Source organism: Streptococcus sp. Marseille-Q7087, from assembly GCF_965111935.1.
Genome location: NZ_CBCOPJ010000001.1, coordinates 406,561 through 430,057, shown reverse-complemented (window position 1 = coordinate 430,057; position 23,497 = coordinate 406,561). Strand labels below are relative to the sequence as shown.

The following is a 23,497-nucleotide window of genomic DNA, read 5'->3' as shown; positions in this document are numbered from 1 at the left end:
TCATAAGTTTTTAAACACAAAAACCTCCGTCAAGACGACGAAGATTTTATTTTTATTTTTCCATAAACTGGTGCAAGCGACGAATAGCTTCTTTGAGTGTATCTAGGTCTGTCGCATAGCTGAGACGGACATTCTCTGGTGCTCCAAATCCTGCTCCTGTAATCAGGGCCAGACCAACTTCCTCAAGAATAGCCGTTGTAAATGCTGTTACATCTGTATAGCCTTTCATCTCCATAGCTTTTTTGACATTTGGGAAGAGATAGAAAGCTCCTTGCGGTTTGACTACTTCAAAGCCAGGGACTTGGCACAAGAGTGGATAGATAGTATTCAAGCGTTCCTCGAAAGCCTGACGCATGGTTTCTACAGAGTCTTGAGGACCAGTTAAGGCCTCGATTGTTGCGTATTGTGAAACAGCAGTTAGATTAGAAGTCGTTTGACCAGTCAATTTGCTCATAGCAGCAATAATTTCTGGATCACCTACTGCATAACCAACACGCCATCCTGTCATAGCGTAGGCCTTAGACACTCCATTGATGACAATAGTTTGTTTGCGAATAGCTTCTGACAGACTAGAGATTGGAACGAACTCATTCCCGTTATAGACCAAACGACCATAAATATCATCTGCTAGGATAAGAATATCATGCTCAACAGCCCAATTTCCAATGGCTAACAATTCCTCACGAGAGTATATCATACCGGTAGGATTAGATGGTGAGTTAAGAACCAAGACCTTAGTCTTACCTGTGCGAGCAGCTTCTAATTGCTCCACAGTTACTTTAAAGTGATTGTCTTCCTTGGCTTGGACAAATACTGGAAGGCCTTCTGCCATCTTAACCTGATCCCCATAGCTGACCCAGTAAGGTGTTGGAATGATAACCTCATCACCTGGATTAATCACAGCCATAAAGAAAGTATAGAGTGAGAACTTGGCACCAGTCGCAAAAGTCACCTCGTTAGCTGCTACAGAATACCCATAATATCTTTCAAAATAGGTATTGACTGCTGCTTTTAACTCAGGCAAACCTGAAGCTACCGTATAGAAAGACGCGCGACCATCTCGAATAGCTGCAACCGCAGCATCCTGAATATTTTCAGGAGTATGAAAATCGGGCTGACCTAAAGTCAAGAAAAGAACGTCTTTTCCTTCAGCCTTTAACTTCTTTGCTCTTGCATCACTAGCCAGAGTAACGCTTTCTTCCATCTCTAAGACACGTTTGGATAATTTCATTGTTTCTCCTTTTCGACTAAGGCGCCAGATTCAAAATCTACCAGATAATAGTCTCCTCCGGACTTGATTTCCCAGACAGGCTTTTCAGCGTACCGTCCGAAGGTAATCTTGTCGATCTCAGTTGCTCCTTTTTCTCTGACAACTGCTTCTGCTTTTTCTTGAGAAGTACCATTTTCTAGTTGATATACGTAAATATTGTTGCTACTTTTCTCTATTAAGACAGCAACTGGTTTCTGGTTCTTATCTTGACCAAGAATACTATAATAGCTTTCTAAACCATTGAAGATATCAACCTGGCTAACCGTTTCTAGATTTGCATACTGCTTTGCGAGTCTTTCACCTTCTACCTTTGCAGTTTGATAAGGCTTCATGCTGAGCCATACCAAGTAGAGAAAGGATGAAGTGATGACTAAAGTTAACAAAGTTATACCAATAATGTACTGAAATAATAGGGAATTTTTTTCTTTTTTCTGTCTCTTTTTCACTCGTCTATTTTACCATCTATCCTATTGAATTACAAGTGAATTAAGGGAGGGCTTCTTGATATCCCAGATATTTTTAGACTTTCAAACTAAAGCGCCAACCATTGATTCCACAGGCTTAGCTGCATGCGTCATTTAGAAATTTAATCTTACAATTCATTGATTTTTAATTTATGAGCAAATGATTTGCAAATAATTTTTCTTTGTTGTAACATTAATTATAACAACAGAGAAAGCTCTGAAAAATTAAAAGGAGATATATCATGTCTAAAAAAGTATTATTTATCGTTGGTTCACTTCGTGAAGCATCTTTTAACCACCAAATGGCCCTAGAAGCTGAAAAAACTCTTGCTGGAAAAGCTGAGGTAAACTATCTTGACTACTCAGCCATTCCTCTCTTCAACCAAGAAGTTGAAGTTCCAACTCTTCCAACTGTAGCAGCAGCTCGCGAAGCTGTTCTAGCTGCTGATGCTATTTGGATTTTCTCTCCAGTCTACAACTTCTCAATTCCTGGAACAGTGAAAAACTTGCTTGACTGGCTTTCACGTGCTCTTGATTTGTCTGAGACCCGTGGTCCATCCGCACTTCAAGACAAAATCGTTACTGTATCTTCTGTAGCAAATGCAGGCCATGAGCAACTCTTTGCGATTTACAAAGACCTCTTGCCATTCATCCGTACACAAATTGTAGGTGAATTTACTGCAGCTCGTATCAATGATTCTGCTTGGACAGATGGTAAATTAGTTCTCGAAGACAGCGTTGCTGCTTCTTTGAAACAACAAGCTGAAGACTTGCTTCAAGCTATTCAATAATTGCAACAAAAAGAAAAAGATAGTAGAAATAGAAATTTCTACTATCTTTTTTGTTAATCAACAAGTTCTGCAATCATACTATGTTTGAGTGGTAGACTACACATCACTAGAAGGAAGATAAATGATGATTGGATCCAAAAGAGGGCCAAATCAAAAATCCCATGCACTGCAACCACTGTTAAAAATGAAAGATAGAGTCCAAGAATCGGTCGTTTACTTGGTACTTGACTCATATCAATTAATTTTCGGATTGAATCTGAAGAAGCAATCCCTAACAAGACAGTACCTACTACACCGTAACTCAATATCGTATCGATATAGATACTATGCGCATGTTCATGATAAGGTGCAAAAATACGTGGATAAGCATGCATGTATGTTAGTGGACCTTCTCCCCAGAAAGGGTTTTGCTTGAATAAGGTCATCCCCGCATTCCAGATAGATACTCGTTCTTCCATAGATGAATCAAGTGTTCCCATTCGAACTCCTAAGTCACTTGAGAAAAGAAAGGCCAAACCAATACCAAAGACTGCAATACTTAACCAGAAAGCACGCCAGTTTTTAATGGTAGTGAAAAGATAAATAATCGCACCAAATATGATAGCTGGAAAGGCCGTTCTATTTTGAGTAAAGTTGAGTCCAAACAAATTAGCAAAGATTGCAATCACTGAGAAGATTTTCAACCATCTTAATCTAGTCGTACTAATCAGATAAAAACCAATCATGATACAGAAACAGCAGATAATCCCATAATAGTTAGGATTAAAGAAGGCTACTTCTGCTCGGTTCTGGTGCCAAACCTGCATCTTAGGAGATAAGAAGGTATAATCAAATTTCTTAACGATTTGAAAATGCTCCAGAGCTGCGAAAACTGAGGCTAGCACACTAAGCGATAAAATCCCTTGTAATACTAATCTAAAAAATTTAGGGGTTAGATGAGCCTGGTAATAGTAAAAGAAAATTGCAAAGAGGAACATTCCTAAAGTAGCAACCATCCCCATGACATTTTGAGCCAGAAGAGAGATGACACCACTATAGCCAATAAATAAAAGAAGAATAGCATGGTTAGAGAGTCGTTTTAGAATCCCCTTCATTTCTCCTGTAAATATCAGACCTATTAAATAAGCGATAAAAATAATGACGAAAATATAAAAAGGCAAGAAAATACTTAGAATAACAGCTAGCAAGATAAGTTCTTGCTTAGAGAAGCCTTTCAATTTTTCAATGATACCTATTGATTTCACAACAGATCCTTTCTCTCTGTGCCTTAGAGCTCAGATATATAAACTATTAAAACATTTTACCATTTTTCAAAGAATTTGAAAACCACTTTGTCTATATCATCCTAACTAAAACTTGGTAAAACTTTATAGGGAACGAGGATTCCTCTCATTAAAGCAGTCTATCTTTTGTAAAATTATGGTACAATTAAATTAATTTTCCCGGAAAGGCTCTACCATGAAATCTTACCAAGAAGTTTATAAAATATTAGCTAGTGAAACTGATTATTTAAGTGGAGAAAAAATTGCTGAACTATTAAACCTCTCTCGAACTTCTGTTTGGAAAGCGATTCAGCGTCTCCAACAGGAAGGTTTAGAAATTGACAGCATCAAAAACCGTGGCTACAAGCTGCTTCGTGGTGACCTTATCTTACCTCAAGACATCGAAGCCAATAGTCCCATCTCCGTTCAATTTAAACCTATCACCAAATCGACCCAGAGCGATGCCAAGGAGGCCATGGAAGCTGGTGCCAAGGGAGATACACTCTATCTATCAACTAGCCAAACAATGGGACGTGGTCGATTCCAACGCCCTTACTATTCTCCAGAAAAAGGGGGAATCTATATGTCCCTCCACCTTAAACCCAATCTTTCTTATCTGGATTTACCAGCTTACACACTCTTGACTGCAGCTGCTATTTATAAGGCTGTTAAGAATCTAAGCTTGATTGATTTAAATATCAAGTGGGTAAATGATCTATATCTAAATCAGAAAAAAATAGCCGGTATTCTAACTGAAGCTATTACTTCTGTCGAAACCGGACTTGTTACAGATGTTATTATTGGTGTTGGAATCAACTTTTCTATCGCTGATTTTCCCAAAAATCTGCAGGGAAAAGCTGGAAGTCTCTTTTCTCAAAGCAGCCCCATTACTCGCAATGAACTGATTGCTGAAATTTGGAGATGTTTCTACGAAACAGATGCCAACGAGCTACTTTATCTATATAAAAAACAATCAATTGTTTTAGGAAAAGAAGTTTCCTTCAAAAAAGATCAAGAAATAATCACGGGAAAAGCGTGTGACATTTCGGATCAGGGCCAACTGCAGATAGAATTAGCAACTGGTGCAAAAATCTGGCTCAACAGTGGTGAGGTTTCGCTTACCAAATGGTAAATACTCGTCAACAACATAAAAATCGACCTCTCTATCGAGAAGGTCGATTTTCTTATCGTTTATTTTTTCAAACGTTCCACATCACGCGCAATAACAAGTTCTTCATCAGTTGGGATGACAAGGACACGAATTTTTGCAGCATCAGTAGAGATATCTCCAGTAACACCAAAAACATTTTTCTCTGGATCTACATCACAACCAAACCAAGAAATTCCTGAGATGACTTTCTCACGGACAAGCGTTGCATTTTCACCAACACCAGCAGTAAAGATGATGGCATCAGCTCCATTTAGGACTGCCAAGTATTGGCCAATATGTTTTTGGATACGGTCAACATACATTTCAAAGGCCAAAGCAGCATCATGATCCCCTGCTTCCATTGCAGCAATCACATCACGCATATCACTAGACTTGCCTGAAACACCCAGCAATCCTGACTCACGATTAAGAATACGACTGATATCCTCAGGCTTGTTAAAGTCCTCTGTATATTGCATTAAATAAGGAATGATAGCTGGGTCAATATCCCCTGTACGAGTTCCCATCATAACACCACCAAGTGGAGTGAATCCCATTGATGTATCAATTGATTGACCACCTTTAACAGCTGTGATAGAAGCACCATTACCGATATGGCAAGTGATTAATTTCAATTCTTCTAGTGGATGGCCCAATAGTTTTGCTGCTTCTTGAGCAACATATTGGTGACTTGTTCCGTGCGCACCGTATTTACGAACTTTGTTTTCTGTATAGTACTTAGTTGGTAATGGATAACGGTATGCTTTTTCTGGCATTGTTGTGTGGAATGATGTATCAAAGACCGCTACACTTGTGATATCTGGCAACAATTCTTTGAAGGCACGAATACCAGCAGCATTTGCAGGGTTGTGCAATGGAGCAAGAAGTCCTAGCTCTTCAATTTTTTCCAAGACATCGCCTTCAACAACTGTAGACTCTTTGAAGTACTCACCACCTGCAACGACACGGTGTCCAACACCAGTAATTTCATCATAAGAGTTAATAATATTAAAACGAATCAAGTCATCAAGCAAGATTTTTACAGCCAAAGTATGGTTTTCAATATCAAGAACTTGTTCTTCAGAACGACCATCGAACTTAACTGTTGATACAGAATCCTTCAATCCAATTCGCTCAATCAAACCTTTTGCAAGCACCTTTTCTTCTGGCATTTGGTAAAGTTGCCATTTCAAGCTTGAGCTTCCAGCGTTAATTGCAATGGTTTTTGTCATAATGTTTCCCCTTTTTAAGCGTTTTCAACTATTATATCAAAATTTACATTAGATTTCATGTTCTTGACACCAATTTTGAAAATTTTCTTTAAATTCCATCAAAATTTCAGGGTCACGAAGACTCGTAAGTGGATAAACAAATGGTTCAATCGCTTCTCCCGTCTTCTTCTGTAGAACAAAGATTGTTTTAGACTGAGCTCCCTGTGCAAAGAGATCCTCTGGTAAAGCGATGATTGCTACTAGTTGAGCCTGTTCAGTCAGCCATGATTTCAAAAGTTCGCTCTGAGGACTTGTCAGGAGATCTGTTGGAGCTAGAAAAATTGCATAGCCTCCTGTTCTGAGATACTTGAGAGATTGTTCCATTAACAAATGATGAGCATAAGTATGTTCATTCTTAGCCACTACTTGATAACGTGAGGCTGTCTGATCATCTGGATAGTAACCGATAGGCAGGTCGCTCACAATGATGTCACTTTCTTTTAATACTTGTGGACGTACTGCATCTCCTTGGACAAAGCCCATTTGAAGATCCATTACTTCCGCCATGCTTGCCGCCAAGTCAATCAGGAGGTCATCAAGTTCTATTCCCAGATAATCTACCTTTTTGTTCATGGACGTTAAGAAGCTAGCTCCCAGAATTCCCATCCCAGAACCCAACTCTAATAGACTCACATTTTCAGCAGGAAAAAGTTGCTCTATGATAAAAATCATCAAGTGACCAACCGCATCCGGTGTGAACTGGTGGTTGGCTTGAAGAGGTTCTGTTTGCGCCGCCTTCATTAGTAAGAATTGATAGGTCCGTAACCACTCCTCTTTTCGAAGTGCCAAACGTTTTAAGGCCTGGTTATTTTTTTTGACTTGCTCCAGATTGGTTTGACCATCGAGATAGATCCCATTTTGTTCTATCAAGGCGTCATAAAAGCTAGTCGCCAAATCATTTTGAATGATTTGGACATTTTCTAGTAAATAAGTATATGCTTGTTCAATTTTTTCAAAATCCATACCCTTATCTTACCAAATTCAGAACTGATTTTCCAGATTTTCATGATAATGAAAAAAAATAAAAACCTCTGAGATGACTCTCAAAGGTTTAATAATGACTATTTACTATTTTCGACTGCTGCTGTTACAAAAGCAGTGTAAAGTTCCTCTGGGCGGTTTGGACGACTTGAAAGCTCTGGGTGGTACTGACAAGCCACAAAGAATTTGTTTTCTGGAATTTCAACAATTTCGACCAAGCGGTTGTCTGGTGACACTCCTGAAAAGACAAAACCTGCTCCTTCAAACTGTTCACGGAAGGCATTGTTAAATTCATAACGGTGACGGTGACGGCGTTGTACCACCTCTTTGTTATGATAAGCGGCCGCTGCCTTAGAACCACGTTTTAACTTAGAAGGATAAAGTCCCAAACGAAGGGTACCACCCATGTCCTCAACATCAATCTGATCACGCATGATATCGATGATAGGGTATTTGGTATCAGGATTTAGCTCTGCTGAATTAGCTCCTTCAAGACCTAAGACATTACGGGCAAACTCGATACAGGTCAACTGCATACCCAAGCAGACTCCTAGCATTGGTACATCATTTTCACGCGCATAGCGAATCGCTTCAATTTTTCCTTCTGTTCCACGTTGACCAAAACCACCCGGCACGATGATTCCGTCAGCGTCAGATAGGAGTTCTGTCACATTGTCAGCTGTCACATCGTTCGCATTGACCCAATCAATCTTGACTTCTGCATCATTGGCATAACCAGAGTGTTTCAAGGCTTCAACAACGGAGATATAGGCATCTTGCAACTCAACATACTTACCAACAAGGGCAATCTTGACTTGTTTTTTGAGGTTCATGACCTTATCAACCATAGCTGACCACTCTGTCATATCTGCTGCAGGTGCATCTATTTTCAAATGGTCGCAAACAATTTGATCCATTCCTTGTGCTTGCAGATTAAGTGGAATTTGGTAAAGATGATCCACGTCCAATGACTCGATAACAGCTTCTGGCGCCACATCACAGAACTGGGCTAGTTTGTTTTTAATCCCTTGTCCTGCTGGTTTTTCAGTACGAATAACCAACATATTTGGTTGGATTCCCAAACCACGCAATTCTTTAACAGAGTGTTGAGTTGGTTTGGTTTTCATTTCCCCAGCTGCCTTGAGGTAAGGAAGCAAGGTTGTGTGGATATACATGACATTATCAGCGCCGACATCTGCCTTCATCTGACGAAGAGCTTCTAAGAATGGAAGGGACTCGATATCGCCAACTGTTCCACCAACCTCTGTAATAATAACATCAGAGTCAGTCGTAAGAGCAGCTCGCTTGATTTTTTCTTTCAAGGCATCTGTAATATGAGGAATAACTTGGACAGTTGCCCCAAGGTACTCACCACGACGTTCCTTGCGAAGAACTTCGCTGTAGATTTTACCAGTTGTCACGTTTGAGTATTTATTAAGGTTAATATCAATAAAACGCTCATAGTGACCCAAGTCTAAATCTGTCTCAGCCCCATCATCTGTTACAAATACTTCTCCGTGCTGGTAAGGGCTCATGGTCCCTGGGTCGATATTGATATAAGGGTCAAATTTTTGAATGGTTACTTTCAAACCACGGTTTTTCAACAATCGTCCAAGGCTCGCTGCAACGATACCTTTCCCAATAGACGATACCACACCACCAGTGACAAAAATATATTTCGTAGACATAGATTCCTCTTTCTAAAATGCTTAAGGTCTTGTTTACTAGTAGGGGAAATAGGAAACAAGACCTTCATCAATAACACAATCCAGGATAAAAGTTCCCAGAAAAACAAAAATAGCTCCCTAATTACTAGGGAGCTCCGACCTCTAAAAGAGGTGCCCGAACAATATCTTACCTCAATTTGACTCATTTGTCAAATACATTCGAATATCAGATTTTCAGTGTCTTGCTTTTAGTAAAGATATAGTGTTGCAAAAAGACAAGGAAGATTTCCTTGCCTTTTAGTGTTATTCTTCTTCATCCTCAACATCTTCGTCATCTTCTTCGTTAAGATCAACATCTTCGCCAAGGTCATCCGGTGCAATTTCGTTGATTTCAGCGTCGTAGGCTTCTACTTCGTTCTTTTCATCATCTGGATTTTCATCATCGTAAGAAAGAGCTGGATCTTCTTCATAAGCATCCTCATCTTCTGGATCATCTGCACCATAATCAATGGCATCGTCGTCACCATCCATAAAGGCATTAACACGTTTTTTCTTAGCTTGAGGTGCGACTTCTTCATCATCACTTTCTTCAAGAGCGATAATTTCTTCGTCAATTTCATCAACTCCGTACCATGAACGAAGGCCCCATTTGTTATCTCCAAGAGAGATAAAGCTACCATCAAAGTTCAATTCTGTATAGAACAAAGGTAGTGCTTCACGAATATCGCTATTAGAGGTACCAAGATAGTTTTGGATTTCATTAACCAAATCGCTAAAATGCATTTCGTGATCGCGACCACGGAGTTCCAAGATGGCACGAGCCACCTCAATCATAGATAGTTCACTTTTTTCTTGCCCAGCAAATACTTCTAATTCCAAAGCGTTTCTCCTCATTTTTTACTACTAACGCCAAAGCATACAAACTCTGGTCTCATTTTATCATGTACTCTTTATTGTACGATAATTTTGCCTAATAGTCAAAGGTTTAGAAGAAATTAATGTGAAATATTTAGGCTAATTAAAAGACCTGGGAGATACACTCACAGGTCCGATATTTATTTATAACTTAAAGCTCGTTTAAAGGTTTTCCAGATCCCCAAATCATCTGTTTGAAGAACTAGACTAGCATACATGCGTCCGATAAAGGCTGTTGCAGTAACTGCAAAAATAACCGTTATAGCAAGCGAAATCCATGCTTCTAAACTACTTGCATAACCATTAATAGCTCTAAAAGGCATAAAGAAGGTTGAGACGAATGGGATGTAAGAACCGATTTTCAAAATCAAATTGTCCCCAGAAGTTCCTAAGGCGGTTACTCCAATAAAACCTACCATAATCAAAAGCATCAAAGGCGATAATGCCTTACCAGAGTCTTCAGGTCGAGAAACCATTGAGCCCAGAAAGGCAGCCAAGACCACATACATAAAGAGACTGACTAAGACAAACAACAAGGTATTGATCGAAAAGGCTTCTCCCAAGTGATTTAGAATACCTGAATTAGCCAAGATAGGCATATCCTTAAAGAATAAGATAGCTCCAAGTCCGCCTACAACATAAATACCAATATGAGTCAAAATGACTAGAAGCAAGGCAATCATGCGGGCGTAGAAATAATGGCTAGCACGAATGCTTGAGAAGACCACTTCCATGATTTTGGTTCCTTTCTCGCTGGCTACTTCTTGAGCAGTAACACTAGCATAAGTAATCAAAATCATATAGAGGAAGAAACCAAGTCCCGCAGCTGCAAAGGTTTGGACCATCTTTTTATTTTCCTTGGCTTCATCTATCTGCTCTGTAAATTGAATTGTTTGTGCCAAACGTTTTTCCTGTTCTTGAGATAAATGTGCCTCTGAACGGTTGAGTTGGGATTGAAGTTCATTCAACTTAGCAGTCACAGCTAACTTAATACCACTCTCTAGTGAAGTATCCCCATGATAGACTGCCTTGAGGACACTGTTCTCCTGGTCAATGGTTAGATAGCCTTTTATTTTTTCATCCTTGATAGCAGCTTGAGCACTTGCTTCATCCTTATAGTCAAAGTTAATGCCATTGGTCGATTTTAACCCCTCTATTACAGCAGGAACCGAACTAACAACTGCTACTTTATTATTTTGAGCTAGAGAGGAACCTTGGAGATAACCAATTCCTCCAGACAAGCCGATAAAGAGAAATGGCGAGATTACCATAAAGAAGAAACTCCAGGATTTGACATGACGCAGATAGGTTTCTTTGATTACAACTAACATATTTCTCATACTTCCACCCCTGATTCTAGTTTAAAGATTTCATCGATTGTCGGAGCTTGCTGGTCAAAGGTCGCAATATAGTGTCCTTGAGTCAAGATAGCAAAGAGCTCCTGTCCAGCATTTTCGTCATCTAGAATAAGCTTCCAAGTCCCCTGCTTGGTCAAGCTAACATGAGTGACATGTGGGAGATTTTCCAACTCTTCCTGATTTTTTTCACTTGAAACAAAAAGTCGTGTTTTGCCGTATTGATTACGAACATCTTGGACCGGTCCATGTAAGACGACACGCCCATCACGAATCATCAGGATATCATCACACAGCTCTTCGACATTGGTCATGACGTGGTCAGAAAAGATAATGGTCGCTCCACGTTCTTTTTCTTTGAGTATAACCTGCTTAAGAAGTTCGGTATTAACTGGATCCAGGCCACTAAAGGGTTCATCGAGGATAATCAAGTCAGGTTCATGAATCAAAGTGATAATCAACTGAATCTTCTGTTGATTTCCTTTTGAGAGACTCTTGATTTTATCTGTCAGTTTTCCTTTGACTTCTAGCTTTTCCATCCATTGAGGGAGTTTTTCTTTGACCTCTTTTGCATCCATGCCTTTTAATGTTGCCAAATAACGCACTTGTTCAAGGACTGTCAATTTAGGCATAAGACTACGTTCTTCGGGTAGATAGCCAATGCGAGCATAGGTTTCCTGACGAATTTCCTGGCCATCAAATTGAATCTCTCCCTGATAATCCAAAAATTTCAAAATACTGTGAAAAATAGTTGTTTTTCCAGCTCCATTTTTCCCAACCAGCCCCAAAATACGCCCTGGTCGTGCTTGAAAGTCAACACCAAACAAAACTTGCTTAGGCCCAAAACTTTTTTCTAGATTTCTTACTTCGAGCATCATCTACTCCTTTAAATTTATTATACACATTATATTCTTTTATAGTAGATATTGCAAGGATTTACTTACATTTTTATTGATGGAATGTACTGAAAATCTTTTATATCAAAAACTGAAATTCAACTAATAGATTTTAGTCCTAAAGTTATTTTGTCTTTCCAATATTAAATACTAACAAGAATTAAAAAATCCACCCCTAGGGATGGATTTTAATCTGTTAACGCACTTCTGCATTCACTTTTTCTTCGAGTGATGCTTGGATTTTTTCCATGTAGCGTGCGACTTCTTCGTCGGTCAAGCTATCTTCTGGATTTTGGAAGGTCAAGCTGTAGGCCATCGACTTCATGCCGATACCCAGTTTTTCACCTGAGAAGACGTCAAAGAGTTTGATGTCTGTCAAACGTTTCACGCCCGCAGATTTGATAGCATCAACTACATCTTGGTGAGTCACTTCTGCTTTGAGAAGAAGAGCAATATCACGACTCACTGCTGGGAACTTAGTAATTTCCACAAATGGGCTAACTGGTTGAAGGGCTGCCTCAATAGCTGAAAGGTTAAGCTCAGCTACATAAGTCTCTGGAATATCGTAAGCCTTAGCCGTCACAGGGTGCACTTGACCGAGGAAACCGACTACTTGGTCACCGAGAGAGATCAAGGCTGTACGTCCTGGGTGAAGGCTAGCGATTTCAGAGGTTGCTGTATAAGTCACTTCAAGACCCAAACGAGCAAAGAGGGCTTCAAGGATTCCCTTAGCATAGAAGAAATCAACTGGAACTGCTGCTGTTTGGAAGTCTTTTTCAGCGACTAAACCTGTCAAGGCAAAGGCAAAGCTGTTGATTTCATTTGGCAATTCTTCTTTTGGATTACCAGTTTGCTCGAAGACTTTTCCAATCTCATAAAGAGCCAAGTTTTTATTCTTACGTGCTACGTTGTAGGCAACTGTATCAAGGATACCTGAAACCATATTTTGGCGGAGAACTGAACGGTCCACAGTCATTGGCCACATGAGCTCTGTTAAGTTGCTTGGCTGAATCGTAAATTCAACGGCTTTTTCAGGAGTTGTAAGAGCGTAGGTAATGATTTCTGTCAATCCAGCCCCTTCAGCAATGGTACGAACCTGACGACGCAATTTTTGAGTCGCAGTCAACTCACCTGCTGTCCCATCGTCTTTTGGAAGACTGGTTGGCAAGCGGTCATAACCATAGATACGTGCGATTTCTTCAAAAAGATCCGCTTCGATAGTGATATCCCAACGGCGACGAGGAACGCTCACTGTAAAGCTTTCTGCATTTCCAGAAAGGCCAAAACCAAGGCGACGGAAGACATCTTCAATATCTGCGTAGGAAAGCTCTGTACCGAGGACACGGTTGACATCAGCAAGAGTTGAAGAAACTTCTACATCAGAAGTATCAAGCTTGCCTGCTGAAACAATACCTTTACGAACGGTTGCACCTGCAAACTCTGCAATCATGCTTGCTGCCGCATCAAGGGCTTCATTGACAGTTGCCACGTTGATGCCTTTCTCAAAGCGAGAAGAAGATTCTGAACGAAGGTTGAGGCGACCGCTAGTCTTACGGATCGATTTACCATTGAAGACAGCAGCTTCAAGGACTACACGACTAGACTTTTCAGAGATTTCTGTAGCCTGACCACCCATGACACCTGCAAGGGCTACTGCTTTGTCAGCAACTGTAATCACGAGGTCATTTGTTTCCAACTCACGCTCTTCCCCGTCCAAGGTTACTAATTTTTCACCAGCACGAGCTTCACGCACACGGATGTCAGTCCCTTCAAAGGTATCCAAGTCAAAGGCATGCATTGGTTGACCAAAGTAAAGCAAGATATAGTTGGTCACGTCGACGACATTATTAATCGGACGGATGCCTTCGTTCATGAGGAGGTTTTGCAACCATTGCGGACTTGGTGCAATCGTCACATTGTCCAAGATACGGGCAGCATAGTAAGGCGCCTTGTCTGTATCAATGCTGACAGAAAGAGCATCGGCTACTGCTTGGTCTGTTTCTGAAAGAGCAAATTCTTTAAAGTTAACTGACTTGTCATAAATCGCTGCTACTTCATACGCTACCCCACGCATAGAAAGAGCGTCTGCACGGTTTGGAGTGATAGAAAGTTCGATGATTTCATCATCCAAGTCTAGGTAGGAGAAGACTTCATCCCCTGGAACAGCATCTTGAGGCAAGATTTGGATCCCATCTGCAAATTCCTTAGGCACAACTGAGTCAGAAATTCCCAACTCACCAAGTGAGCAGATCATTCCGAGAGATTCCAAACCACGGATTTTCCCTTTTTTGATCTTGTAGTTGTCCGCGATGCGAGCACCTGGAAGAGCTACCATGACCTTGATGCCTGCGCGCACATTTGGTGCTCCACAGACGATTTGACGGGCTTCTTCTTCACCTACATTGACTTGGCAGACATGCAAGTGTGTTTCTGGTACATCTTCACAAGACAAGACTTCTCCGACGACAATTTTTGAGAGACCAGCAGCTGGTGATTCGACACCTTCTACTTCAATCCCTGTGGTTGACATTTTTTCAGCCAACTCCTCTGATGGTACATCAATGTCCACCAATTCTTTTAACCATTTATAAGATACTAACATAATTCTGAGCATAAGATCCCAATCAGCGAGATCTTTTCAATTCCTTTCTTTTTCTTCGAGTCAGTCGTTCCTATTGCTACACTATAAAAAATGAGGACGACTTGTAGGATTGTGTTTAGGTTTCAATCTTATTTAAACTGTTCTGAGAAGCGGACATCGCCTTGGTAGAAGCCACGAATATCGTTGATTCCATAACGAAGCATGGCTACACGCTCTTGACCAAGACCAAAGGCAAAACCAGAGTATACAGTTGCATCGATACCACTCATCTCAAGGACTCGTGGGTGAACCATACCGGCACCCATAATCTCAATCCAACCCGTTTTCTTACATACGTTACAGCCGTCTCCTCCACACTTAAAGCATGAAACATCGACCTCAACAGATGGCTCTGTGAACGGGAAATATGATGGACGCAAACGGATTTGGCGCTCTTCACCAAACATTTTTTTTACAATCAACTGAAGAGTTCCTTGAAGGTCAGCCATAGAAATATTCTTCCCGACAACCAATCCTTCGATTTGGTGGAACTGGTGACTATGGGTCGCATCGTCTGTATCACGACGGAATACACGTCCTGGTGAGATCATCTTCAAAGGACCTTTTGAAAAATCATGGGCATCCATGGCACGCGCCTGAACTGGAGACGTGTGAGTACGGAGCAAGATTTCTTCTGTGATATAGAAAGTGTCCTGCATATCACGGGCTGGGTGGTCTTTTGGAAGGTTCATACGCTCAAAGTTGTAGTAGTCTTGCTCCACTTCAAATCCATCCACGACTTGGTAACCCATACCGATGAAAATGTCTTCGATTTCTTCACTAGTTTGTGTGAGAACGTGACGGTGACCAGTCGCAACTGGACGACCTGGAAGCGTCACATCGATACTCTCACTTGCTAGTTGTGCTTCCACTTTCTTTTCTTCCAAGAGCTTAGCTGTTTCTTCAAAGGCAGCTGTCAAGATATCGCGCGCTTCATTGACGTGTTTCCCGATAACAGGACGCATTTCTGCAGAAACGTCTTTCATCCCTTTGAGGATTTCAGTAAGCGACCCTTTTTTACCAAGGACAGAAACACGCAATTCTTGCATCTCTTTTTCATTTTCAGCAGTAATCTGCTTCAAGCTAGCTAGCGTTTCTTCACGAAGCGCTTTTAATTGTTCTTCAATAGTTGACATAATTCCTCCATCAGTCTTTCGTAGATAAAAAGAAAACCACATGCCAAAAACTCCACACTCGGAGCGTTGACACGCGGTACCATCCGTTTTCATCTGACAAGTCAGACCTTTATTTCTGAATCCATTGGCAAGTGAATTCACCCAGTTTTCATATAGAGAGCTTTCAGTCACGGCTCTCCTCCCTGATATACTTCCCCTGAGATACTAGTCTTGCAGATTCCTATTTAATTATTATTCATTTTATCAAATTTCAAGCATTCTTGCAAGATGTTTTGCGACTAATCAACATAGTCTCCACCTTCAAAGCCGTAATACTCTTCCAAGCTGAGACCACTTGCAGCGATGTCCTTGGCTTCTTTTCCGACGTAGCGAAGGTGCCATTCTTCAGCCATATAGCCTGTTTCTTTTTCCTTACCTTTGAGATAGCGAACGACAAAACCATAGTCTGCAGCATGATCTAAAAGCCATTGGGCAGCTTTTTCTTCTGTCACTAAATCTCCATCTGTGCCGATAAGGTCGAAAGCAAGACCTGTTTGGTGTTCACTATATCCAGGTCGTGCAGAATAGCGATCAGCCTCTGCCTTTCCGTCTTGGTTGACATACTCCTGATAAAGTTGAGTTTGAGTTTCATAACTTCTGAAACCACTATAATGATCGCTAATTGGGAATCCTGCTTGTTGCATAGCTGCAATGAGTTTCAACAGTTCTGCCTTAGCGGTAGGATTTTCTCCAGGATTGTAATCTTTTGACATTGGATAATGCTTATTAGCAACAACAATCTCATCGTACTTACCTTGAATACTGTAGTGGTCTCCTTTGTTAACCACTTCTGCTTTCTTTTGACTAGCTTCCTGAGACTTACTTCCCGCGGTTCCTTCTTGTACAGTTTTTTGCTCTGCAGAAGACTTGGCATCTGTAGTTGCTGATTTTTCTTGTGAACAAGCTGCCAATGTCAATGCTAATAATCCTGATAAGATAAGGTATCTTTTTTTCATCTGTTATCCTTTCATTTAATCATCTGGTTTAAAGTCTCAGACAATCTTGCAATCAAGTCTTCTAATTTGCTTCCCTTAACCTGATATTCTTCAGCAATCATTTCTTCCCATGGAACCCACCAGACTGGACCACGCCCATTAAGACCGTGCCCCTTCATATCCCCCTCTCGTCTAGGGAAAATATGCCAGTGAACATGAGCGTCTCCATTTCCCAACAACTCTACATTCATCTTTTCAGCAGAAAAAGCCTTAGAGACAGCTTCCTGAACCAAACTCATTTCCTCTAAAAAGCGGAGTTTGACAGTTGGATGTAGGTGATGTAATTCTGTGACATGTTCCTTGGCTAGAAAGAGCGTGTAGCCTTCAAAATACTGGTGGTCTCCGATGACAACATAGCCTGTTTCCAGTTCTTTTACAAAGTAGGGATTGTCACCTGACTTAATTAATTCAATTCGTTGGCAAATCAAGCACATCTTAGTCCACCAAGTCACTCTTAAGGTAAGCATCTACCATACGCTCAGTAGCCACTACAGAATCGATGTGAGTACGCTCGTATGAGTGACTTGACTCAATACCAGCTCCTAGAAGAGCGTGCTTGACCTCTGCTCCAGCTGACATAGCTGCAGAAGCATCCGAACCGTAAAATGGATAGATATCGAGTTTAAACGGGATGTCTTGCTCTTTTGCTAGAGCAACCAGATGTTGGCGGAACTCGTAGTGATACGGTCCAGAAGCATCTTTGACACAGATAGAGACTGTGTACTCGTCTGTCTGCTGGTCATCTCCCATTGCTCCCATATCTACTGCCAGATATTCCACAACTTGACTAGGGATGTTTGAGTTAGCACCATGCCCCACTTCTTCAAATACTGAAAAGGCAAAATGCGTAGTAACTGGAAGTTCAATTCCTTCTTCTTTGTAGACTTTGAGGAGATTGAGAAGAATAGCCGCACTGACTTTATCATCCAAATGACGAGACTTGATAAAGCCTGTCTCTGTCACGACAGTTCGTGGATCAAAGCTGATAAAATCACCAACCTCAATACCAAGTGCGCGTGTTTCTTTTTCATTAGTCACTTTCTCATCCAAACGCACTTCCATATTATCTTGCGTGCGTTCCGCAGTTCCAGCATCCTTATATACGTGACAAGAAGTCTGGTGGATCAAAATCGTACCTGAAACAGTTTTACCTGTGCTAGCCACATGGACTGTACAGTTTTCGCCTTCAATCATGTTCCATGGATAGCCACCGATACGGTCCATTTTGAGGCGACCGTCTGGTTTAATAGCACGAACAATGGCACCCAAGGTATCTACATGAGCGGTTACATAGCGATGTTGTTCGTCATTTTTACCTTTAACAGTGACATTCACTCCACCTTTAGCAGTACGGACAGGTTGATAACCTAGTTTTTCAAGCGTCTCAACCAAATAATTGGTAATCTCACGCGTAAAACCTGTTGGCGATGCGATACCAGTCAATTCTTTAATATATTCTACAGTTTGATTCATTTCTTCACCTCTTGCTACCATTATATCATTTTTTACATCTTAGTATGTGTGAAAATAGAAAACTAGGATAATTTGAATACAAAAGTATTTTATGGTATAATAAAAGTAGTTCTTAGGAAGAAAGGAAAAAATATGAATAAATTTTTCAAAATGGCGCTTCTCTTAGCTCTCCCGTTGGCATTCTTGTTGGGATGTTCAAAACAGTCATCAACAACTTCTAACTCTTCAAAAGTAGAGTCAACTGAGGTAAAAACTACTGAGGCTGAAACAACTGAAAAGAAATCAGAATTAAAAACTGCTACCTTTGTGAACGATTCTCAGCCTGGTGTCCAGTCAACATTGACCTATACAGTTGACGGTGATAACGTTGTGAAACAAACTGCTCACAATGTCGCTGACCCCGAAGTCCTAAACAATACTGCAGATGATTTAAAAAATTTAGTCGAAGAAACCTACAAAGGATATAAGGGCCTCAAAGGGGTAACTTTATCTGTCGAGATTAAAGATGGTAAAGTCGTACAAGATCTTGAGATTGACCTTTCAGTTGCAAGCCTAGATGAGCTTAGAAAAGCTTTACCAGAAGAATACTCAGGTGTTGGGAAAAACGTTAGCTTTAAAGCCTCTAAGAAAATGTTAACAGACCTTGGTTATAAAGAAAAAACGAACTAAGAGGAATAAAAAAACCTTGGCTTATGCCAAGGTTTTTTTATTCCATTTCGAACGCTTCACTTTCTTGTTTATTTGGAAGAACAAGAGAAAGTAGAATTCCAATAATAGATGGTACCAACCATGGTAGAGAGGCATCTGCGAATGGTAGTGCGTTAATGATATTTGCAAGAAAGTCAATCTTAAATGTAGATCCTAAAACACTGGCAATAGCAATGGCTGTGACAAGTCCAACAGTCAACTGCATACCTGGTTTAGATAGGGCGATAAATTTGTTAACAATCACAATCATGACAATCGCAATCGTGATTGGATACAAGACAACTAGCACTGGTACTGAATACTTGATAATGGCACTCAAACCAAGATTTGCGATAGCAAAACCAATCAAGGTAAAGATAGTTGCATAAACTTTATAACTGATTTGTGGGAAGCGGTCATTAAAGAATTCAGCTGTTGATACAATCAAGCCTACAGTTGTTGTGAAACAAGTCACAGTTACCATGACTGCAAGGAAAAATTGCGCTATCGAACCAAATATTTCTTGTGTTGCTTGTGACAAGATATAAACTCCTGGAGTTCCTTCGCTCATCACTTCAGCTGGTACTGGGAAATGATTTCCAAGGAAACCTAGGCCAATGTATAAAGCACTAAATCCTAAAGCTACAACGATTCCAACGACCCAAATAGTTGAAATGTATTCTTTCTTACTTGAAAATCCAAGCTGTTTCAAGGTTTGAACAGCGATAACACTAAAGGCAACGGATGCAAGCGCATCAAGTGTATTGTATCCTTCTAAGAAACCTGCACCAAAGGCCGAAGTTTGATAGGCACCTGATGCTGCTTGCGGTGCGTTCCCACCATATTTAAAGGCCCCAAGGATAACCAAAACAACAATCAAAATTGCAAATACTGGAGTCAAGATTCGTCCAATACGATCCAAAATCTTTGAAGGATTAAGGGCGATTAAATAGGCTGCAACAAAGTAGAGAATGGTAAAGACAATCAAACCTAAACCCTTATCTGCTTCGGCTAGTAGGGGACTAATACCGACCTCAAACGATGTTGTTGCTGTACGTGGAATGGCAAAGAATGGACCAATCGACAAGTACAAAGCTGCAAGATAAATCGTCGCAAACCATGGAGAAATTTTCTTAGAAATCTCATAGATATAACCCTTAGGATTAAGGGTCCCGATAATCAAGGTTAGGACGGCAATCCCAACACCTGAAAATACAAATCCTGCAATGGCAGGAAGGAAATTTTCTCCAGACTGTGCGCCTAGAGTTGGAGGGAAAATCAAGTTACCTGCTCCAAAAAATATTCCAAACAGAAGTAATCCTGTTAAAGCACCTTTTTTAGCCATAAACTCTCCTTATAAAATTAAAATACTTTCTTAGTATAACATGTTTAAAGGCATGAAAAGGCTATCTCGAAATAATTCTAAAATGTTTTCAATTTTCCGAATTTTAATGCAAAAAAATTCCCTTCGAGACCTTTTCTATTTTCAGTCTCAAAGGGAGTTTCTCTTATTCTAAAGCATCCATGCCACCTTGGACATTGATAACTTCGTAGCCCTGCCCTGCAAGAAATTGGCAGGCGCGTGCTGAACGCATTCCTGACTTACAAATCACGTAGTAAAGCTGGTTTTTTTCCAGTTGTTTATAAGTATCCGCTAGTTGGCTGAGAGGGAAATTACGAGCACCTTCTAAATGAAGAGCTTCAAATTCCTCTACTTCTCTCACGTCCACTAGAGAAAGTTGCTCATTTTGATAAAGCTGGTAAAATTCATCGAAGGAAATTTCTTTCATTCTTTTTCTCCTAAAATTGTTTTAATTCTTTTTTTCAAATCTGGAACCACTTCTTCCTCAAACCAAGGATTTTTTTTCATCCAAATTTGATTACGTGGTGATGGGTGTACCAGAGGGAAATAATCAGGCAAATAATCCTTGAACCGATGTACGCGGTCCGTCACCTTGCCACTGACCTTTTCATGCAGATAGTAGGCTTGGGCATACTGTCCAATCAAGAGCGTTAATTGAATATCTGGCAATTCCTTCAAGATCTCTGGATGCCATTTTTCTGCAAAACCTGGACGAGGTGGTAGGTCACCAGATTTCCCATGTCCTGGAAAATAGAAGTCCATGGGCATGACTGCAAAGTAACCTGAATTATAAAACGTATCTTCATCCACACCTAGCCACTCTCGCAAACGGTCGCCACTTTTATCTTTCCAGTACAGTCCTGCTTCTTGAGTTTTGAGTCCAGGCGCCTGGCCAATGATATTGATACGAGCTGTTTTTGGTGCTGCAAATAGTGGCTCGATGCCTTGCTCAGTATAGCTGGCATTCTGTGGATCCGCCATGATGACTTGCTTGATTTTTTCGATTTGAGACATCTGTTCCCCTCCAAAAAGAAGTCCAAGCATAAAATCTCAGACTTCTAGATCATTATTTGATCAATTCATAAATAGCTTCAGCATAAATGGCTGCTGCACGGAAAAGATCGTCCAAGGCGATAAATTCATTGGCCTGGTGCATAGTATCAATAGAATCTGGGAACATAGCACCGTAGGCTACACCACGCTCTAATAGACGTCCAAAAGTTCCTCCACCGATGACTTGTTCGTGACCTTGAAGACCTGTTTGTTTTTCGTAAACATTCAACAAGGTTTGAACGAGTGGATCTTCCATTGGCACATAGTGAGGAGTGTGGCCATGTTCAGAAAGGCTGACTGAAGAAACTGGCAAGCTTTCAAGAACTGACTTGATTTGCTCTGGGCTTGTTCCTTTTGGATAACGGAAGTTGAGGGCAATAGTATTGTCAGCACTTGTTTCATCAAAGCGGAAGACACCCGCATTCATAGAAAGGGCACCCATTTTTTCATCCACATGAGCAACCTTCAAATTCTTGCCTTCGTGGTCATTCAAGAGAATCTTACCAGCAATATCGAGGTAGTCTTTTGCAGGTCCTTCAAAAGCAAATTGGCTAAGGAAGAGGGCAAGGTAAGTCGCACCATTGACACCTGAAGCAGGCATAGCACCATGAGCTGATTTACCAATTACAGTCACCTTGTACTGACCGTTTTCTTCTTGGATTTCTCCTCTGAGTTTGTGCTCTGCAACGAAGGCGTCTAGTTTCCCTTGCAAGTCAGCTAAGTCACCTGAAACGACTGCAGTTGCTGATTCAGGTACCATGTTTTCGCGCAAGCCACCTGTGAAGCTGTGAAGACGTGCTGCACCAGTATTTTCACCAGCAAAGTGGAGGTATTCTGTGATGTTTCCTTTTTCACCATTGATGATAGGGAATTCAGCATCTGGAGAGAAACCAAAGTCTGGTTTTGCAAGTCCTACATGCTCAAAGTAGTAGTCCATATCTGCCCAACCTGATTCTTCATCAGTTCCCACGATGAAGCGAACTCTCTTAGAAGTTGGAAGTCCCAATTCTTTGATAATTTTCAAACCGTAGTAACATGCTGTAGTTGGCCCCTTATCGTCAGAAGCACCACGCGCATAAAGGCGACCATCTTTGATAGTTGGAGTGTAAGGGTCCGTGTCCCAACCACTACCTGCTGGCACTACGTCCATGTGGGCAAAAATTCCGAGAACTTCTTCTCCTTGACCAAACTCGAAATGACCTGCATAGTTATCAACATTTTTTGTTGGGTATCCATCACGGTCTGCAATTTCAAGGAATTTCTCCAAAGCTTTTACCGGACCAGGTCCAAATGGGTGCTCCGCATCTGCCTTACTGTCATCACGTTCTGAGTTGATTTCCAAAAGGCTAAATAAGTCAGCCAAGAGGTCTTCTTTGCGTTTTTCTACTTCTGCTGTAAAATCAATAACTGTCATTTTTACTTCCTATCTTTTCTCGATAATTTCATCTACTGGCAAGCGGTAGCTTGGTTCTAATTTCTCATCTGTGTATCCTACTGTAATCAAAAGCTCAGGACGGAAGCGTTCTTCGATTTCCAAGACTTCATTAGCTTTTGATTTGTCAAAACCAAGGATAATGTTTGAACCGATTCCCTGGTCAGTCAGGGCAAGAACCAAGTTCATCGCAACTAATCCTGCATTAAGAGCTAAGTAGTCACTGACTTGTTGTTCATTGTAGCGCGCAAACTCAGCTGGAAGATTTTTCATAAAGTACTGAAGCTGTTCTTCTGAGAAGTTATTTGCTCCACCAACACGGGCAATCTTGCGGGCACGTTTGGCTAAGTCTGTATCTGTAAACAAGGCAATGGTTACAGGTGCAGATGCTACTTGCTCATAGTTTGAACCGTAAGCCAATTTTGCAAGTTCAGCATTTCTCTCACGAACCACGACAAATTTCCAAGGTTGACTGTTGTGAGCGCTTGGTGCCAAGGTTGCGATTTCGATAGCTGTACGAACATCCTTAGGATCGACAGGTTTATCAATAAAATGCTTGGTCGCATGACGTTTTTTATTTAACTCAAGAAATTTCATAATTGATTTCCTTTTCTATTTCTATTGCTTCCATTTTACCACATTCTGAAAGAGCTTGC

22 protein-coding genes are annotated in these 23,497 nt (G+C 40.8%); 3 read left to right on the top strand and 19 right to left on the bottom strand.

Annotation, left to right across the window (positions count from 1 at the left end):
* Positions 1–52: 52 nt before the first annotated feature.
* Both ACWPVF_RS02255 and ACWPVF_RS02250 read right to left on the bottom strand, forming a co-directional pair.
* On the bottom strand, positions 53–1,231 hold the full coding sequence (locus ACWPVF_RS02255) for a pyridoxal phosphate-dependent aminotransferase (protein WP_314943432.1): 1,179 nt from the start codon (positions 1,229–1,231) through the stop codon (positions 53–55).
* Positions 1,228–1,716 (bottom strand): cell wall elongation regulator TseB-like domain-containing protein, encoded by a 489-nt coding sequence (locus ACWPVF_RS02250; protein WP_454384442.1) that lies wholly within the window; start codon positions 1,714–1,716, stop codon positions 1,228–1,230. The genes ACWPVF_RS02255 and ACWPVF_RS02250 overlap by 4 nt, the downstream gene beginning before the upstream one ends.
* Positions 1,717–1,976: 260 nt before the next feature.
* Here ACWPVF_RS02250 and ACWPVF_RS02245 point away from each other — a divergent pair, with 260 nt between their 5' ends.
* Entirely contained in the window at positions 1,977–2,525 is a 549-nt protein-coding gene (locus tag ACWPVF_RS02245) for an NAD(P)H-dependent oxidoreductase (RefSeq protein ID WP_454384440.1), read from the top strand.
* Between the two features lie 53 nt (positions 2,526–2,578).
* Here ACWPVF_RS02245 and ACWPVF_RS02240 read toward each other — a convergent pair whose 3' ends face one another.
* Positions 2,579–3,769, bottom strand: coding sequence for an O-antigen ligase family protein (locus ACWPVF_RS02240; RefSeq protein WP_045614248.1), 1,191 nt, complete (start codon positions 3,767–3,769; stop codon positions 2,579–2,581).
* Between the two features lie 214 nt (positions 3,770–3,983).
* On the opposite strand from ACWPVF_RS02240, the gene birA reads away from it, so the two are divergent.
* Positions 3,984–4,919 (top strand): bifunctional biotin--[acetyl-CoA-carboxylase] ligase/biotin operon repressor BirA, encoded by a 936-nt coding sequence (gene birA, locus ACWPVF_RS02235; RefSeq protein WP_454384438.1) that lies wholly within the window; start codon positions 3,984–3,986, stop codon positions 4,917–4,919.
* Between the two features lie 59 nt (positions 4,920–4,978).
* Here birA and ACWPVF_RS02230 read toward each other — a convergent pair whose 3' ends face one another.
* The 11 genes from ACWPVF_RS02230 to ACWPVF_RS02180 all read right to left on the bottom strand — a co-directional run bounded on the left by ACWPVF_RS02230 (position 4,979) and on the right by ACWPVF_RS02180 (position 18,306).
* Positions 4,979–6,169 (bottom strand): acetate kinase, encoded by a 1,191-nt coding sequence (locus ACWPVF_RS02230; protein ID WP_045614250.1) that lies wholly within the window; start codon positions 6,167–6,169, stop codon positions 4,979–4,981.
* Positions 6,170–6,217: 48 nt separating this feature from the next.
* Positions 6,218–7,171, bottom strand: a complete 954-nt coding sequence (locus tag ACWPVF_RS02225) for a class I SAM-dependent methyltransferase (RefSeq protein ID WP_454384436.1) — start codon at positions 7,169–7,171, stop codon at positions 6,218–6,220.
* Between the two features lie 98 nt (positions 7,172–7,269).
* Positions 7,270–8,877: a CTP synthase gene (locus ACWPVF_RS02220; protein ID WP_454384434.1), complete on the bottom strand. Its 1,608-nt coding sequence runs from the start codon at positions 8,875–8,877 to the stop codon at positions 7,270–7,272.
* Positions 8,878–9,159: 282 nt separating this feature from the next.
* Positions 9,160–9,735 carry a DNA-directed RNA polymerase subunit delta gene (gene rpoE / locus ACWPVF_RS02215; RefSeq protein ID WP_454384432.1) on the bottom strand — a complete coding sequence of 192 codons (576 nt, stop codon included), beginning with the start codon at positions 9,733–9,735 and terminating at the stop codon, positions 9,160–9,162.
* Positions 9,736–9,911: 176 nt separating this feature from the next.
* Complete coding sequence (locus tag ACWPVF_RS02210; protein WP_045614260.1) at positions 9,912–11,111, bottom strand: ABC transporter permease; 1,200 nt, start codon at positions 11,109–11,111, stop codon at positions 9,912–9,914.
* The gene (locus ACWPVF_RS02205; protein ID WP_045614263.1) at positions 11,108–12,001 is read right to left on the bottom strand and encodes an ABC transporter ATP-binding protein; all 894 of its coding nucleotides are present in this window, start codon (positions 11,999–12,001) and stop codon (positions 11,108–11,110) included. Before ACWPVF_RS02205 ends, ACWPVF_RS02210 begins: the two co-directional genes overlap by 4 nt.
* 217 nt (positions 12,002–12,218) lie before the next feature.
* Positions 12,219–14,624, bottom strand: a complete 2,406-nt coding sequence (gene pheT, locus ACWPVF_RS02200) for a phenylalanine--tRNA ligase subunit beta (RefSeq protein ID WP_454384430.1) — start codon at positions 14,622–14,624, stop codon at positions 12,219–12,221.
* A 128-nt stretch (positions 14,625–14,752) separates the two neighbouring features.
* Positions 14,753–15,799, bottom strand: coding sequence for a phenylalanine--tRNA ligase subunit alpha (gene pheS, locus ACWPVF_RS02195; protein ID WP_373074832.1), 1,047 nt, complete (start codon positions 15,797–15,799; stop codon positions 14,753–14,755).
* A 278-nt stretch (positions 15,800–16,077) separates the two neighbouring features.
* On the bottom strand, positions 16,078–16,794 hold the full coding sequence (ldcB, locus tag ACWPVF_RS02190) for an LD-carboxypeptidase LdcB/DacB (protein WP_454384428.1): 717 nt from the start codon (positions 16,792–16,794) through the stop codon (positions 16,078–16,080).
* Positions 16,795–16,805: 11 nt separating this feature from the next.
* Positions 16,806–17,267, bottom strand: coding sequence for an HIT family protein (locus tag ACWPVF_RS02185; protein WP_045614275.1), 462 nt, complete (start codon positions 17,265–17,267; stop codon positions 16,806–16,808).
* A gap of 1 nt (position 17,268) precedes the next feature.
* Entirely contained in the window at positions 17,269–18,306 is a 1,038-nt protein-coding gene (locus ACWPVF_RS02180; protein WP_454384426.1) for a M42 family metallopeptidase, read from the bottom strand.
* 132 nt (positions 18,307–18,438) lie between these two features.
* Between ACWPVF_RS02180 and ACWPVF_RS02175 the strand changes: the two genes are divergently transcribed.
* On the top strand, positions 18,439–18,975 hold the full coding sequence (locus ACWPVF_RS02175) for a DUF1307 domain-containing protein (protein ID WP_454384424.1): 537 nt from the start codon (positions 18,439–18,441) through the stop codon (positions 18,973–18,975).
* A 37-nt stretch (positions 18,976–19,012) separates the two neighbouring features.
* Here ACWPVF_RS02175 and brnQ read toward each other — a convergent pair whose 3' ends face one another.
* From brnQ to ACWPVF_RS02150, 5 genes are all read right to left on the bottom strand, one after another.
* Positions 19,013–20,338: a branched-chain amino acid transport system II carrier protein gene (gene brnQ, locus ACWPVF_RS02170; protein WP_454384422.1), complete on the bottom strand. Its 1,326-nt coding sequence runs from the start codon at positions 20,336–20,338 to the stop codon at positions 19,013–19,015.
* 163 nt (positions 20,339–20,501) lie between these two features.
* Entirely contained in the window at positions 20,502–20,783 is a 282-nt protein-coding gene (locus ACWPVF_RS02165; RefSeq protein ID WP_454384420.1) for a rhodanese-like domain-containing protein, read from the bottom strand.
* The gene (locus ACWPVF_RS02160; protein ID WP_454384418.1) at positions 20,780–21,370 is read right to left on the bottom strand and encodes a uracil-DNA glycosylase family protein; all 591 of its coding nucleotides are present in this window, start codon (positions 21,368–21,370) and stop codon (positions 20,780–20,782) included. The genes ACWPVF_RS02165 and ACWPVF_RS02160 overlap by 4 nt, the downstream gene beginning before the upstream one ends.
* Before the next feature lie 52 nt (positions 21,371–21,422).
* Positions 21,423–22,823: a dipeptidase PepV gene (gene pepV, locus ACWPVF_RS02155; protein WP_454384416.1), complete on the bottom strand. Its 1,401-nt coding sequence runs from the start codon at positions 22,821–22,823 to the stop codon at positions 21,423–21,425.
* A gap of 9 nt (positions 22,824–22,832) precedes the next feature.
* A complete protein-coding gene (locus ACWPVF_RS02150) occupies positions 22,833–23,438 on the bottom strand; it encodes a nitroreductase family protein (RefSeq protein ID WP_454384414.1) in 606 nt (201 codons plus the stop codon).
* Between the last annotated feature and the right edge of the window lie 59 nt (positions 23,439–23,497).

What these genes read in the sequence shown, in the direction of transcription:
- ACWPVF_RS02185 (WP_045614275.1), bottom strand. Translation starts at nt 17,267, where the DNA reads ATGTGCTTGATTTGCCAACGAATTGAATTAATTAAGTCAGGTGACAAT.
- ACWPVF_RS02165 (WP_454384420.1), bottom strand. Translation starts at nt 20,783, where the DNA reads ATGAAAGAAATTTCCTTCGATGAATTTTACCAGCTTTATCAAAATGAG.
- ACWPVF_RS02180 (WP_454384426.1), bottom strand. Translation starts at nt 18,306, where the DNA reads ATGAATCAAACTGTAGAATATATTAAAGAATTGACTGGTATCGCATCG.
- pheS (WP_373074832.1), bottom strand. Translation starts at nt 15,799, where the DNA reads ATGTCAACTATTGAAGAACAATTAAAAGCGCTTCGTGAAGAAACGCTA.
- ACWPVF_RS02255 (WP_314943432.1), bottom strand. Translation starts at nt 1,231, where the DNA reads ATGAAATTATCCAAACGTGTCTTAGAGATGGAAGAAAGCGTTACTCTG.
- brnQ (WP_454384422.1), bottom strand. Translation starts at nt 20,338, where the DNA reads ATGGCTAAAAAAGGTGCTTTAACAGGATTACTTCTGTTTGGAATATTT.
- pheT (WP_454384430.1), bottom strand. Translation starts at nt 14,624, where the DNA reads ATGTTAGTATCTTATAAATGGTTAAAAGAATTGGTGGACATTGATGTA.
- ACWPVF_RS02150 (WP_454384414.1), bottom strand. Translation starts at nt 23,438, where the DNA reads ATGAAATTTCTTGAGTTAAATAAAAAACGTCATGCGACCAAGCATTTT.
- ACWPVF_RS02175 (WP_454384424.1), top strand. Translation starts at nt 18,439, where the DNA reads ATGAATAAATTTTTCAAAATGGCGCTTCTCTTAGCTCTCCCGTTGGCA.
- ACWPVF_RS02210 (WP_045614260.1), bottom strand. Translation starts at nt 11,111, where the DNA reads ATGAGAAATATGTTAGTTGTAATCAAAGAAACCTATCTGCGTCATGTC.
- ACWPVF_RS02230 (WP_045614250.1), bottom strand. Translation starts at nt 6,169, where the DNA reads ATGACAAAAACCATTGCAATTAACGCTGGAAGCTCAAGCTTGAAATGG.
- birA (WP_454384438.1), top strand. Translation starts at nt 3,984, where the DNA reads ATGAAATCTTACCAAGAAGTTTATAAAATATTAGCTAGTGAAACTGAT.
- ACWPVF_RS02160 (WP_454384418.1), bottom strand. Translation starts at nt 21,370, where the DNA reads ATGTCTCAAATCGAAAAAATCAAGCAAGTCATCATGGCGGATCCACAG.
- pepV (WP_454384416.1), bottom strand. Translation starts at nt 22,823, where the DNA reads ATGACAGTTATTGATTTTACAGCAGAAGTAGAAAAACGCAAAGAAGAC.
- ACWPVF_RS02245 (WP_454384440.1), top strand. Translation starts at nt 1,977, where the DNA reads ATGTCTAAAAAAGTATTATTTATCGTTGGTTCACTTCGTGAAGCATCT.
- ACWPVF_RS02225 (WP_454384436.1), bottom strand. Translation starts at nt 7,171, where the DNA reads ATGGATTTTGAAAAAATTGAACAAGCATATACTTATTTACTAGAAAAT.
- ACWPVF_RS02220 (WP_454384434.1), bottom strand. Translation starts at nt 8,877, where the DNA reads ATGTCTACGAAATATATTTTTGTCACTGGTGGTGTGGTATCGTCTATT.
- ACWPVF_RS02205 (WP_045614263.1), bottom strand. Translation starts at nt 12,001, where the DNA reads ATGCTCGAAGTAAGAAATCTAGAAAAAAGTTTTGGGCCTAAGCAAGTT.
- ldcB (WP_454384428.1), bottom strand. Translation starts at nt 16,794, where the DNA reads ATGAAAAAAAGATACCTTATCTTATCAGGATTATTAGCATTGACATTG.